The following is a 13,306-nucleotide window of genomic DNA, read 5'->3' as shown; positions in this document are numbered from 1 at the left end:
ACGCGAAAGGGACGATCTTGCTACGGCTCCGCCTGGATCTGGCATATGACGGGACCGACTTCTCCGGATGGGCGAGGCAGCCCGGTCGCCGTACGGTCCAGGGTGAGATCGAGCTGGCGCTCACCAGGATCCTGCGCCTGGCCGAGCCCGCCGCGCTGACCGTGGCCGGGCGTACGGACGCGGGCGTGCACGCGCGCGGCCAGGTGGCGCACGTGGACGTGCCGGCCGGGTCGCTCGCCGAGCTCGACGGCAACCGTGGACCCCTGGACGTCGATGAGCGGCTCTCTGCGCTCGTCCGGCGGCTGGGTGGGATTCTGCCCCAGGATGTACGTGTTCACCGGGTCTCGGTGGCTCCTGAGGGCTTTGACGCGCGATTCTCCGCGATGTTCCGCCGGTACGCGTACCGGGTGTGCGACAGGGCGGGCGGGGTCGATCCGCTGCGGCGGCACGAGGTGGTCTGGCACAGCCGTCCGCTGGACCTCGACGCCATGAACGCGGCGGCCCGGCGGCTGGTGGGCGAGCACGACTTCGCGGCGTTCTGCAAGAAGCGCGAGGGCGCCACGACGATCAGGGAGCTGCAGCGCCTGGAGTGGACGCGCGAGGCGGACGGCGTGCTGGTGGCCGCCGTCGTGGCGGACGCGTTCTGCCACTCGATGGTCCGGGCGCTGGTGGGCTCGCTGCTGGCCGCGGGCGACGGGCGGCGGCCGGTGGAGTGGCCCGGACAGGTGCTGACGCAGGCCGTACGGGACTCCGGGGTGCACGTCGCGCCCGCGCACGGGCTCTGCCTGGAGGAGGTGGGCTACCCGGCGGCGGACGAACTCGCCGCGCGGGCCGCCGCCACCCGGCGGGTCCGGACGCTCTCAGCCCTTGGTGACGCGGCGCTCCAGGACGAGTGAGGTCTGGTCCCTGAACGCCCCGCTGACCTTGGCCAGCGTCTTGTCCTTGGCGTCCGGGGTGTGGCCGTCGGCGTGGGTGGCGTAGCTGAAGACGATGTACCTGCCCCACACCAGGCCGGCCGCGTAGCCGCCGGCGATCGACACCCGCTCGCCCCCGCTTCCCTCCGCACCCGGCAGCGCGCGGAACCAGACGTTGCGCGAGAGGTTCTTGGCCTGGTCGGTCAGGACGGCGTCCTCCTTGGTCGGCAGCACCGCGATGCCGGTGGTCACGGCGTAGCGGCGCTTGCTGTCGACGTAGGTGGCCCGGATGATCCGGCTGCACTTCCGCTCGCGCAGCGCGTCGGCGAACGCGCCGGTCGCCGCCTTGTCACAGCTCGTCTCCGTGTCGGTCTTGACCCTGGTGAACGTCGTGCCGGCGGCGGAGACCTTCTTCTTCGGGAACGCCTCCATCAGGGACATCTTCTTCGGGTCGGTCTCCTCCGAATTGAGCATGGACGCGCCCGGGACGTCGGCGGGCGGGCTGGTGGACAGCTCCGTGGTGGGCAGCGGCGTGGGCGGGGCAGGGGTGGCGCCCGCGGTCGTGGCGGTCGGCGGGGTGGTGCTCAGCGCGCGGTAGGCGAAGAAGCCGCCGGTCGCGACGCCTGCCAGCGCCAGGGCGCCGAGGGTGACGAGCAGGGCTCGCTTGCTCTTTCCACGGGCCGGGGGCGGTGGCGGCGGGATCTGGAACGGGGGTTGCCTGAACGCGCCGGGTGGGAAGGTGGGCGTGCCGTGGGGCGGGGTGGGGAGGTCCAGGGCGGTGCCGGGCCGCTTCGTCCACAGCTCCTGGTTGAAGGGCAGGTCGGGGAGTTTGTCCTGGGTGGGGGACTGGTCCGCTCGGGGCTCCGGGGAACGCCGGTCTTCGGCCTGCTTGTCGTCCGGGCCCTGCTCTGCCGGGTGGGCGTGCTGTGGGGGCGTGTCGGGAGAGTGGCCGGTTGCGCGTTGCGTCGCCTCGTCGGGCCTCTCGTCCGGATGCCTGTCCTCCGGGCGCTTCTCCTCGGCCGGGGGCATGGGGGGCCATACGGGTACGTCGCCCGGCTCCGGAGGGCGGCCCGTCGGGTTGGTGGGGTGGGGCTCGACGTGGTGGGCCGTCCGCATGGGGCCGGTGGGCTCCTCGCGGGGGTCGGACGCGCGCATGCCCTGGGGCGGGGTGTCCTGGGCCGCCGGGTCGTGCTCCTCGTGCGGCGGGGCGGTGGCGGCGTGCTGCTGGACGGTGGCGGCGGCGTCGCGCTTGGCGGCCTCGGGGTCGAAGTAGTGGGCCGTCTTGGGGATGCCGCCCGGGCGGGTGGCATCGGGGTCGTACGAACCGGCCTCGGGGGTGAAGTGTCCGGCGTCGGGGCCGTGCTGTCCGGGCTCGGAGCCGAACCGTGCGGCGTCGGGGCCGTGCTGTCCGGGCTCGGAGCCGAAGCGTGCGGCGTCAGGGCCGTCGTGCGGCGCGGCGTCCGGGGTGTCCAGGGCGTCGGCGGGGTACGGCGGGTGGCCGGGGGCGTACGGTGCGGCGTCCTGGTCGTACGGCGTGGCGGGGTCGTGGGGGAACGCCGGTGCGGTGGCGTTCGGGTCGGTGTGCCCGCCGGTGGCGGAGGCGCCGACCGTGGCGGTCGACGGGGTGACCGGCGGTTCTGTGCCGCTCGGCGTGCCGGTCTGCGGCGCTGTGGGGCGGCCGCTCGGCGTGCCGATGGGCGGGGCTGTTGGGTGGCCGGGCGGCGTGCCGATGGAGCGGCCGGTCGGGGTGTCGGTCGGTGGGGTGGGGAGCCGGGTGGGCTGCTGGTCGGCTGCTGCCGGGGGCGCTGGGTGACCGGCCTGGGTGGTGGGGAATCGGGCGGTGGGGTCGCCGAGGGCCGGGTCGTCGGTGTCCGGCTCGGCCACGAGTTCGCCTGTGGCGGCGGGCCAGGGGGGCATGGCGTGCGGGTCGGCGACCGGGGCGGGCCACACCTGAAGGCCCGCGGCGGCGGCCGTGAACGCCGGCGGCGGCTCCCACGGCGGCGCACCCGGCACGACCGGTCCTGGCTGCTCCCACGGCGGCGCGCCCGGTACGGCCGGCTGGGCCGGCCAGGCGGGAGGGTCTTCCTCCGGGGTTGCGGCCCACTGGCCGGGGGCGGGGGTCCAGGAGGCGTCGTCCTCCGGCTGCGGGCCCCTGGTGGGGTTGTCTCCGGGGTGCGGATCCCAGCCGGCGTTGTTCTGGGGGTGCGGGCTCCAAGTGGGGGCGTCCCCGCGTTGGGGGCCCCAGGTGGCTTCGGTGGCGTTTCTGGGGGTCCACGTGGGTTGGTCGGGAGTTTGGGGGGTCCAGGGGGGTGTGTCGGTGGTGCCCGCGCCCGGCCCGGTCTCGGTGGACGGCCTGGGGCCCCAGCCGGCTTCGGTGGGGGGTGCCGAGGGGGCGTCCGGGGTCGGTGACGGCTCTGGGCGGCGAGGCGGCCTGGTCGGGAGCTTGGGGAGCCCAGGCGGGCTGGTCGGACGAGCGGGACGGCCCGCCGGGTTCGTCGGAAACCTGGGGGGCCCAGGCGGGCCTCGTCGGGGCGTCGACAGCCCACTCGGGGGCATCGGCAACCCCTGCGGGGTCTGAAGCCGAGACGGGCGTGCCGGCGGCGGAGGCAGGCGTTCCGGAAGGGCCGGGGATGCCGGATCCCGAGGCATGGGGGCCGGAGGCCGGGGTGGGGGGAGTACCGGTGGGCCAGGGGCCGGTGTTTCCGCGGGGGGCCCGGGGGGCGGCGATGGTGTCTTCGTCGGCTCTCGGGCCCTGGGGGGCGCCGCCGGCCTCGGGAGTGCCGAAGGGGGTGGGCGCTCCGAACGGGGCGTGCGGCCCAGGGACGTGGAAGGGGCCGGAGGCTTCGGAGGGGCCGCCCGCGCGGGGGCCGGAGGTCTCGGGAAGGGCGCCGGGCCCGGAGGAGGCGCCTGGGGTGCCGAAGGGGGCGCTGATGGAGGGGTGGGGAGCGGGGGCGGAGGAGCCCGGGGACGGTGGAGTGTCGGGGGCGTCGTCGGCGAACCAGTCGTAGGGGGCCGAGTCGTCGCCGGCCACCTCCCACGGCTGTACGCCGGCGGACGCGTCCGCGGGCTCCGGTGGGGTGCCACCTGGAACCCGCGTCTCGTCGCCGGTCGGCTCACCTGAGGGAGAGAACGCCGACGGGACGCCGCTGCCGATGCGGCCGAAACTCGGCGGTGGCATCGGTGATGCGGTCGTACGGTCGGCTTCCCTGCGATCGTGCTCAGACCCGGGTTCCTGGCCACGCATAGGGCGAGCCTAGCGAGAGTAGCGAGATCGTTATGTCGGTATGGGGGTTCCCCGCGGGATCCGCCGCCCTCTTTAGGGGGTTATCGACCGGGATGCCGGTTCAGCTGAGCGCGCTTCCCGTCATCGAACGGTTGTCCAGAGCCTTGAAGACGGTCGCGTCGCTGAGGTCCTTGATGGCTTCGAGGATGCGCTTCGATTCCTTCTTGTCCGGCTTGCTGCCGTCCTTGTTCTGGAACCACACCATGATCGCGTAGTGGCCGTGGGCCGAGATCTTGGCGCCGCCGCTGCCCGAGCCGAGCATCTTGGTGACGCTGTCCTTGCCGGCCAGCGGCTTGACGTAGTTGCTCGCGTCGCCGACCTTGGCCACCTTGCTGGCGGTGCCGCTCGTCTTGAGGTTGGCCACGCCGATCGTGCCGATCACCTTGCCGGACTTGTCGCGGAAGCTGGCTCGGAGGAACTGGGTGCACTTGCCCGACTTGAGCGCCTTCTGGAGCTTGTCGCCCAGGGCGCCGTCGGTGCACTTCTTGTCCTTGCTGGTGACCGTCATCTCGTACGAACGCCCCGAGACGTTGATCTTCTTCGTCGAGCCGAAGATCTCCTTGACCGTGATCGGGTCGGGGTCGGTCTTGCGCTCGGCCGCGAAGCCGTACTTTCCGGGCGGGGCCGAGGGGAGCGGCGCGGAGGTCCGGGTGGGGGCGCCGGCCGCGGCGGTGCTGGGGCCGTCGGCGTTCCACATCAGCGCCAGGCCGCCGCCGAGCAGGCCCAGCAGCAGGACGCCGCCGATCGCGAACCACAGCGGGGCGCGCGAGCGCCGGCCCTCGTCGTAGGGGCTCCAGCCGACCCGGCTCTGCTGTGGCTGCGGCGACTGCTCGGACTGCTCTGGCTGTCCCGGCTGCGCTGACTGCGCGGACTGCGACGAATACGGCGGCTGACCGAAAGACCCCGACTGGCCGAACGCCCCCGACTGACCGAAAGACCCCGACTGGCCGGACGCCCCCGACTGGCCGAAAGACCCCGACTGGCCGGACGCCCCCGACTGGCCGAACGGCCCAGGCTGGCCGGGCTGCTCGGGCGGCAGGAACTGGCCGGTACGCGCCGACTGCGGCGGCTGCGAAGGCCCGGGGAACGGAGACTGCGAGGACGGAGGCTGCGGGAACGGAGACTGCTGAGTGGTCTCGCCGTCGGCGGCGCGCTCCCTGCGCGAACGGCGGGGACCGCTGTCCATGCCACGTTCCTCATTGCCGTTGGAAACCATGCGGAGACATTACCGTGATGTTCGTCATTGAGTTCCGAAGTCCTGGGTCCACCATGGGCCGTCCGGTCCGGCGGCGACGCCGACGCCGATGGCCTTGAGGGTGCAGTCCAGGATGTTCCTGCGGTGGTCACGGCTGTCCAGCCAGCCGCGTACGGCCTGCTCGGGCGTGCTGTAGCCGTTGCCGATGTTCTCGGCGGCGCCCCAGTGGTAGCCGGCGCGGTCCATGCGGTCCCAGGGGGAGGCGCCGTCGGGGGAGTTGTGGGCGAGCTGGCCGGTGCGCGCCATCTCCAGCGAGTGCTCGCGCGCCGAGCGTCCCAGCCTGCCGTCCACCCGCAGCGGCCCGCAGCCGCGCTCGGCGCGGGCGGCGTTGGTGAGCGTGACGACCCGGGCGGCCATGCCGGGGATCACCTTGGCCTGGTCGCCGCCGCCGGTGAACACCTGGGTGGGGTCGTCGTTGGCGTCGAAGCCGGCGATCTGCCCCTCGGGGGTCTTCGTGGGCTTCGGGGTGGATCTGCCACGCGGCGTCCTGACCGTGCTGGCCTGTCGCGGGATGCGGTCCAGCTCGGGCTGGGCCTTCTGCACGGCGGTGGGGGCGGGACGCGCGGTGGCCGCGGCCGGCGGTGCGGTCTCGTTGAGGTAGATGTGGGCGGTGGGCTCGACGTCGTCGGACAGCCGGCCGAGCAGCACGCCGGTGAACAGCGCGGCCATCAGGCAGGCCAGCACACCCAGGCTGTTCCGGCGCCGCGCGCCCCGCTGGGTTTGCCGGGTGTGAGAGTTCCGCCACATACCGCAGCTAACGATAGAGATGTCGGGTACTGGGAAAGAAGGGATCCCAGGGAAACGAAATGGAACCGTTCTGCTGTCAGGTAGAATCGTGCAGGGTTACCGGTCTTTTGACCTGCGCGCCTGTAGGCGGGTAACCTAATCGTTCGTTGTGTGCATAGGTCCAGCGTGACCGATGCGCGGCGCGTCCGGCGTCATCTCCCATCATCAAGCCCATCGGGCTCGGGAGACGGAAGGTCCGGGCTGCCGTGTGCCCGCACCGACCGACCCATGTAGCTGTCGCATCCGACAGCGCCGAAGACGCGAGCAAAAGAAGGCTACGACCGTGCGCACGTACTCACCGAAGCCCGCCGACGTCCAGCGTCAGTGGTACGTCATCGACGCGACCGATGTCGTGCTGGGCCGGCTGGCCAGCCACGTCGCGAACCTGCTCCGCGGCAAGCACAAGCCGATCTTCGCCAACCACGTCGACACCGGTGACTTCGTCATCGTCATCAACGCCGACAAGATTGCGCTGAGCGGTAACAAGCGTGAGCAGAAGAAGGCGTACCGTCACTCGGGCTACCCGGGCGGTCTGCGTTCCGTCACCTATGGCGAGCTCATGGACAAGCGGCCGGAGAAGGCCGTCGAGAAGGCCGTCAAGGGCATGCTGCCGAAGAACTCCCTCGGCCGGAAGATGGCCAAGAAGCTGAAGGTCTACGCGGGTTCCGACCACCCGCACCAGGCCCAGCAGCCGGTGCAGTTCCAGATCACCCAGATCGCCCAGTAGTAGTTCGAAAGAGTTAGAGGAGAACCGTGGCTGAGCCCACCGGTGTCGAGACGGTCGTCGAGACCGAGCTGGAGGAATTCTCCGGCGAGGACTTCCCGTCCGAGTACACCACCGAGTCCGCTGCCAGCGCTGACGCGCCCGTGCGCAAGCCCGTCACCACGGGTAACTCGTACGGCACCGGTCGCCGCAAGGAGGCGATCGCCCGCGTGCGCATCGTCCCCGGCACCGGCAAGTGGACGATCAACGGTCGTTCGCTGGACGTCTACTTCCCGAACAAGGTCCACCAGCAGATCGTCAACGAGCCCTTCGTGGTCCTCGGCGCCGAAGAGGCGTTCGACGTCATCGCGCGCATCGACGGCGGCGGCGTCACCGGCCAGGCCGGCGCGCTGCGCATGGGCCTGTCCCGCGCCCTGGCGATCCTGGACGTCGACGTCAACCGCCCGCCGCTGAAGAAGGCCGGCTTCCTCACCCGTGACGCCCGCGCCACGGAGCGGAAGAAGTACGGCCTCAAGAAGGCCCGCAAGGCTCCGCAGTACAGCAAGCGCTAAATTGGCGCGCCTTTTCGGCACCGACGGGGTACGTGGGGTCGCTGGTCGCGACCTCACGGCCGAGCTCGCCATGGACCTGTCCGTGGCGGCCGCCCATGTACTCGGTGATGCGGGCGCGTTCGCGGCCACGGGACGTCGTCCCGTGGCCGTCGTGGGCCGGGACCCGCGAGCCTCCGGGGAGTTCCTGGAGGCCGCAGTGGTCGCCGGCCTCGCGGCGTCCGGAGTGGATGTGCTGCGCCTCGGCGTGCTGCCCACCCCGGCCGTCGCCCATCTCACCGCCGCGCTCGGCGCCGACCTCGGCGTCATGCTGTCCGCCTCGCACAACGCGGCGCCGGACAACGGCATCAAGTTCCTGGCCAGGGGCGGCTTCAAGCTGTCCGACGCGGTCGAGGACGAGATCGAGCGCCGGCTCGGTGAGAGCTGGTCCTTCCCCGTCGGTTCGGGGGTCGGCCGCGTGCGCGACGCGTACGGCGAGGCCGACCGCTACATCTCGCACGTCCTGACCACGATGACCGCCGCGCTCGACGGCCTGCACGTCGTGGTCGACTGCGCGCACGGCGCCGCCCACATGGTCGCGCCCGAGGCGCTGGTGCGTGCGGGCGCCCGGGTCGAGGCCATCGGCGCCAGACCCGACGGGCTCAACATCAACGCCGGGCACGGCTCCACCCACCTGGACAAGCTCCAGCAGATAGTCGTGTCCAGGGGCGCCGATCTGGGCGTGGCCTACGACGGCGACGCCGATCGCTGCCTGGCGGTCGACCACACCGGCACGGTCGTCGACGGCGACCAGATCATGGCGGTGCTCGCCGCCGCCATGCACGGCGACGGCCTGCTGTCCAAGGACACCGTGGTCGCGACCGTCATGTCCAACCTGGGCTTCAAGCTGGCGATGCGCGAGACCGGCATCACCGTGATCGAGACCGCGGTCGGCGACCGTTACGTCCTCGAACGCATGAAGTCCGACGGGTTCAACCTGGGCGGCGAGCAGTCCGGTCACGTCATCCTGCTCGACCACGCCACCACGGGCGACGGCCTGCTCACCTCGCTCCACCTGCTGGGCGTGGTGGCCAAGTCGGGCGTCCCGCTGAAGGAGCTGGCCTCGGTGATGACCCCGCTGCCGCAGATCCTGATCAACGTCAAGGACGTCGACAAGGGCAAGGCGTCGGTGCCCGAGCTCATCGCCGCCGTGGCCGAGGCCGAGGCGGAGCTGGGGGAGACCGGTCGGGTGCTGATCCGGCCGAGCGGCACCGAGCCCATGATCCGGGTGATGGTGGAGGCCGCCTCCGAGGAGCACGCCAACCAGGTGGCGGGCCGCCTGGCCGACGTGGTCCGTACGGCCTGCGCCTCCTGACGCGCCTGGGCGGGTACGGCCTCGCGCCGTACCCGCCGGGCCGCTACTCGTCGCCGGTGAGGGCGAACACCCGCAGCCTGCGGCCGGCCCAGAAGACCGCGCCCACGGTCACGACGACCAGCGCCGGCACGGCGAAGCCCATCGCGACCTTCGACCCCAGGAAGGGCGAGTCGGAGATCTGGTCGGCGATGGCCATGGCCCACTCCTGGATGGAGAACTTGCTCGCCCCCTCGATGAAGCTCACCACGGTGACCTCCCAGACGAGGGCGTAGATGACGCCGATCGTGACCGCGTGCTTGGTCACGACCCCGAGGAGCAGGAAGAGCCCGGCGTAGGCGATGCCGGCGATCAGGGCGCCGAGGGCGAAACCGGCCGCGATGCCGTCCTCGCCGCCCACCAGGATCCAGGCCGCCACGTACGTCGGCAGAGCCCCGAACACGGCCATGAGCGAGGCCGCCACCCCGAACTTGGTCAGGGCGATCACGGGCCTGGAGATGGGCTTGGACATCAGGTGGATGACGGTGCCGTCGTCGATCTCCGGCGCGATGACGCCGGTGCCCGCGATGACCCCCAGCAGCGGCAGCATCGCCTTGATGGCGAAGTCCTTCATCAGGTCCACGGCCAGCTTCTGGTCGGCGCCGGTCACCACGCGCAGCAGCACGGCCAGGGCGATCAGGGCCAGCGGGAGCAGCAGGAGCAGGATGATGCGGCGACGCCCGAGCAGTGAGCGGTACGTGATGCCCGCGACCACGGTGTTCATTCAGGTGCTCCTGTTGATCAGGTAGGCGAAGACGCTCTCCAGGTCCTCGTCGGCGGGGGAGACCTGGTGCAGGCGCACACCCTCGTCGCGGGCGACGCGGGGGAGCAGCCGGGCGAAGCGCCGCAACTCGGTCGCCTGGACCTCCAGGCCGTCCGGGCGGAGCGTGATGCCGCCGGCCGACTCGTCGCGGATCAGGGCCGCGGCGAGCTTCCTGTCGTCGCTGGAACGGATGACGAACAGGTGGGGCCTGTCGGTCATCAGGCGCCTGATCTCGCGGAAGTTGCCCGAGGCGGCGTGCCGGCCGGACACCAGGACCTCGATGTGCTGGGCGACCCGCTCGACCTCCTCCAGGATGTGCGAGCTGAACAGGATCGTCTTGCCCGCGGTGCCCATGGCGCGGATGAGGTCCATCAGGTGGAGGCGCTGGCGCGGGTCCATGCCGTTGAACGGCTCGTCGAGCAGCAGCACGGCCGGGTCGTGGACGAGGGCGGCGGCCACCTTGACCCGCTGGCGCATGCCCTTGGAGTACGTCTCCACCCGGCGGTCCTTCGGCTCCTCCATCTCGACCGTGGCCAGGGCCTTGCGGGCGGCCTCGACGGGGTCGGGGAGGCCGTGGAGGCGGGCGGCGGACAGGACGAACTGCCAGCCGGTGAGGAAGCCGTACACGCCCTCGCGTTCCGGGACCAGGCCGATATTTCGGTAGATGTGGTGGTTCTTCCAGACCTGGGTGCCGTCCAGCGTGACCGAGCCGCCGGACGGCGCCAGGAACCCGGCCATCATGTGCAGCAACGTCGACTTGCCGGCGCCGTTGGGCCCGAGCAGGCCGGTGACGCCGGGGCCGATCGTCATGGTCACGTCGTTGACCGCCACCACGTTGCCGTACCAGCGGGACACCTGGGAGAGCTCGATCTTCATCGCGAGGCCGCCTTCCTGTAGCGCAGCGCGAGAGCGGCCAGGCCCACGCCGATCAGCACCACCAGGATCGCCGCGGAGGCGGGACCGTTGGGATACTGACCCTCGGCGTGGGTCGGGGTGCCGAACAGCCACGACTGCACGGAGTCGACCAGCCAGAACGGGTTCATCAACCAGGCCCAGGCGGCCCCCGACTCGTTCCCGGTGTTGAGCATCGTGCCGTAGAGCAGCGCCACCGACGCCGAGGACAGCAGGTAGACCGTGATCACCGAGGCCACCCCCAGCCCACGCCGCGGCGTGAACGAGGCGAGGGCCAGGCCGAACGCCGACAGCAGCAGCGCCAGCACCAGCGCCATGAGCAGCGCGCCGAGGTACTCGCCGGTGGCGGGCGGCCCCGGCATGTCCACGACCAGCTCGCCGATCCACAGCAGCGTCAGCGGCCCGGCGACCAGCAGGAACAGCGCGGCGGTCATCGCGATCACCTTGGCGGCCACGTACTGGAAGACCGAGATCGGCCGCGACAGGTACAGGGGCAGCACGCGGTGGCGCAGGTCGGGGGCGACGACCGTGGGGGCCTGGGAGGCCAGGAAGATGGCCACCACGGCCTGCATGAGGACCGCGAACCCGCTGTAGGGGATGCCGCGCTGCTGGGCCAGCGCCATGAGCGCGATCGACACCACCATGGGCAGCAGCATGATGACGACCAGCGCGAACGGCACGATCTTGCTGCGCGCCGGACGGCCGAGGCCGAAGATGCCGCGCAGGCTGTGGACGGTGAGCGCGCGGGTGGCGTACGCGCCGCCCATGCGGGGGCCGTCGTAGTGCCGGTAGCCGATGTCGTAGATCTCAGACATTGGCCGCCTCCTCCCTGAAGACGTCCTCGATGCGGTGGCGTCCCTGTTCGAGGCGGATCAGGCACAGGTCGAGGTCGACGGCGGCGTCGCGGACGGCGTCGTAGGTCTCGGGCCCGAGCACCTTGACGACCAGCAGGCGGCCCTGCTGGGAGACGGTCTGGCCGGTCTCGGTCAGGCGCCGGGCCAGGGGCTCCAGGCCGTCCTCGACCTCGACCGTGACCGTCTGGGTGGCCTGGGTGAACTCAGAGATCGCCGACGAGCGCAGCAGGCGGCCGCCGTCGATGACGATCACGTGGTCGCAGATGCGTTCCAGCTCGCCCAGCAGGTGGGAGGTGACCAGCACGCTGATGCCGAACTCGGTGCCGATACGCCTGATCAGCGTCAGCATCTCGTCGCGGCCGCGCGGGTCGAGCCCGTTGGTGGGCTCGTCGAGGAAGACGAGCTTGGGGTCGTGCACGAGAGCCTGGGCCAGCTTGACCCGCTGCTTCATGCCGGTGGAGTAGCCGCCGATCGGGCGGTAGCGCTCTTCGGCCAGGCCCACGTGGCGCAGCACGTCGGCGGCGCGCTCGCGGGCGGCCGTACGCGGCAGCCCGGAGATCCTGGCGAGGTGGACGACCAGCTCGGTCGCGGAGACGTCGGGAGGGAGGCATTCGTGCTCGGGCATGTAGCCGACGAGCCGGCGGATCTCGGCGCCCTGCGCGGTCACGTCGAGGTCGAGCACCCGCGCGGCGCCCTGGCTGGGCGGCAGCAGGCCGAGCAGCATCTTGATCAGTGTCGACTTGCCCGCGCCGTTCGCCCCCACCAGCCCGGTGACGCCGGATCCCACGGTCACCGTGAGCCCGTCGACCGCGGTGACGGTGGGGAAGCGTTTGGTCAGCCCCTCGGTGGCGAGGATGTGCATGTGGCGGACCCTACCCGGCGCGGGGTGGGCCTGGCCTCGTTCACACGGATGAACGCTGTCCTACTTGAGGCCAGAATTTCCGCTGGACCAGGAGCGTGGCCGTACCCGAGATGATCATGCCGAGGATGTTCACCGCGAGCTGCGAGACCGACCCCGCGACCTCTGCCCAGTCGCCGAGCCCCAGCGCGACGGCGAGGTAGCCGGCCGCCGGGACCGTGGTGACCGAGATGAACACGCCGATCAGGGCCGAGGACTTGCCCGCCGTCACCGACAGGACGCCCGCCGCCCCCGCCAGCAGCGCCACGATGAACGACCATTTGTCCGGCTTGACGATGAACTGCACCTCCGCGTTCACCTTCAGGTTGCCGATGTCGATCCAGCCCAGCCAGTTGGAGACCAGCGCGCAGGCGAAGGTGATGGCGATGGCGACGGTGAAGCCGATGACCAGGGTCCGCAGAGCGGTGGTGATCAGGCGTCCGCGCCGGCCCAGCAGGCCGAAGCAGATCGCGGCGATCGCGCCGAACTCCGGGCCGAGCACCATCGCGCCGACGATCAGGATGGGCGAGTTCTGCAGCACGCCGATGCCCGCGAGCTGCGTCGCGATGGCCAGGAAGGCCAGGTAGGCCCAGGTGATGCGGGACTCGCTGGAGACCTTGTGGGCCAGCTCCTCCCACACCACCGCGTCGTCGGGATCGCCGGGCGCCTCCTCGACCGCCGCCGTGGCGGCCCTGGACAGCGACAGGTCCACCTGCTCGATGGCGATCGAGCCGACGTCCTCCACCCACTTGAGCCGGCTGATCACCACGTTGGCCGCCTCGCGGGCGGCGTCGCAGAGGACGACGTCGCCCGCCGGCTCGCGGGCCGCCCCGGGCAGCACGATGACGTTGGTGACGCCCGTGCACTCCTGCAGCAACGCGACGGCCTCGTCGGTGCGGTCGGCAGGGATGATCAGTCGCAGATGCAGCACCCCGCCATTGTTGTCCATCGGACATTGACGTTGCGTTGACCGCCGTAC

At 71.6% G+C, this 13,306-nt stretch carries 12 protein-coding genes; 4 read left to right on the top strand and 8 right to left on the bottom strand.

The genetic code is table 11. The features are described from left to right. Nucleotides 1-17: 17 nt before the first annotated feature. Nucleotides 18-896: a tRNA pseudouridine(38-40) synthase TruA gene (gene truA / locus ACNF49_RS53405; RefSeq protein ID WP_482942416.1), complete on the top strand. Its 879-nt coding sequence runs from the start codon at nt 18-20 to the stop codon at nt 894-896. On the opposite strand, the gene ACNF49_RS53400 is transcribed toward truA, so the two are convergent. From ACNF49_RS53400 to ACNF49_RS53390, 3 genes are all read right to left on the bottom strand, one after another. Further along, entirely contained in the window at nt 861-2,927 is a 2,067-nt protein-coding gene (locus ACNF49_RS53400) for a hypothetical protein (protein ID WP_482942415.1), read from the bottom strand. The genes truA and ACNF49_RS53400 overlap by 36 nt on opposite strands. Before the next feature lie 1,331 nt (nt 2,928-4,258). After that, complete coding sequence (locus ACNF49_RS53395; protein WP_482942414.1) at nt 4,259-5,383, bottom strand: hypothetical protein; 1,125 nt, start codon at nt 5,381-5,383, stop codon at nt 4,259-4,261. A gap of 54 nt (nt 5,384-5,437) precedes the next feature. Next, nucleotides 5,438-6,199 carry a CAP domain-containing protein gene (locus ACNF49_RS53390; protein WP_482942413.1) on the bottom strand — a complete coding sequence of 254 codons (762 nt, stop codon included), beginning with the start codon at nt 6,197-6,199 and terminating at the stop codon, nt 5,438-5,440. A gap of 322 nt (nt 6,200-6,521) precedes the next feature. Here ACNF49_RS53390 and rplM point away from each other — a divergent pair, with 322 nt between their 5' ends. From rplM to glmM, 3 genes are read left to right on the top strand one after another with little or no spacing between them, the layout of a single operon-like run. Next, nucleotides 6,522-6,965, top strand: a complete 444-nt coding sequence (gene rplM, locus ACNF49_RS53385) for a 50S ribosomal protein L13 (protein WP_352328322.1) — start codon at nt 6,522-6,524, stop codon at nt 6,963-6,965. Nucleotides 6,966-6,991: 26 nt separating this feature from the next. Then, nucleotides 6,992-7,513: a 30S ribosomal protein S9 gene (gene rpsI, locus ACNF49_RS53380; RefSeq protein WP_125644639.1), complete on the top strand. Its 522-nt coding sequence runs from the start codon at nt 6,992-6,994 to the stop codon at nt 7,511-7,513. A 1-nt stretch (nt 7,514) separates the two neighbouring features. After that, nucleotides 7,515-8,864 carry a phosphoglucosamine mutase gene (gene glmM / locus ACNF49_RS53375; protein WP_357982743.1) on the top strand — a complete coding sequence of 450 codons (1,350 nt, stop codon included), beginning with the start codon at nt 7,515-7,517 and terminating at the stop codon, nt 8,862-8,864. A gap of 43 nt (nt 8,865-8,907) precedes the next feature. Here glmM and ACNF49_RS53370 read toward each other — a convergent pair whose 3' ends face one another. The 5 genes from ACNF49_RS53370 to ACNF49_RS53350 are packed head-to-tail and all read right to left on the bottom strand — an operon-like array spanning nt 8,908 to nt 13,258. Continuing rightward, entirely contained in the window at nt 8,908-9,624 is a 717-nt protein-coding gene (locus tag ACNF49_RS53370) for an ABC transporter permease (protein ID WP_357982740.1), read from the bottom strand. After that, nucleotides 9,625-10,539, bottom strand: a complete 915-nt coding sequence (locus ACNF49_RS53365) for an ABC transporter ATP-binding protein (RefSeq protein ID WP_352362865.1) — start codon at nt 10,537-10,539, stop codon at nt 9,625-9,627. Further along, nucleotides 10,536-11,390 carry an ABC transporter permease gene (locus ACNF49_RS53360; RefSeq protein ID WP_482942412.1) on the bottom strand — a complete coding sequence of 285 codons (855 nt, stop codon included), beginning with the start codon at nt 11,388-11,390 and terminating at the stop codon, nt 10,536-10,538. Before ACNF49_RS53360 ends, ACNF49_RS53365 begins: the two co-directional genes overlap by 4 nt. Next, a complete protein-coding gene (locus ACNF49_RS53355) occupies nt 11,383-12,291 on the bottom strand; it encodes an ABC transporter ATP-binding protein (protein WP_352362861.1) in 909 nt (302 codons plus the stop codon). The genes ACNF49_RS53360 and ACNF49_RS53355 overlap by 8 nt, the downstream gene beginning before the upstream one ends. 40 nt (nt 12,292-12,331) lie before the next feature. Continuing rightward, the gene (locus tag ACNF49_RS53350; protein WP_357982733.1) at nt 12,332-13,258 is read right to left on the bottom strand and encodes a DUF389 domain-containing protein; all 927 of its coding nucleotides are present in this window, start codon (nt 13,256-13,258) and stop codon (nt 12,332-12,334) included. Nucleotides 13,259-13,306: the final 48 nt, after the last annotated feature.

Source organism: Actinomadura sp. ATCC 39365 (genome assembly GCF_054392275.1).
The sequence above is the reverse complement of the archived record's forward strand: the minus strand, read 5'-3'. Positions and strand labels throughout refer to the sequence as shown.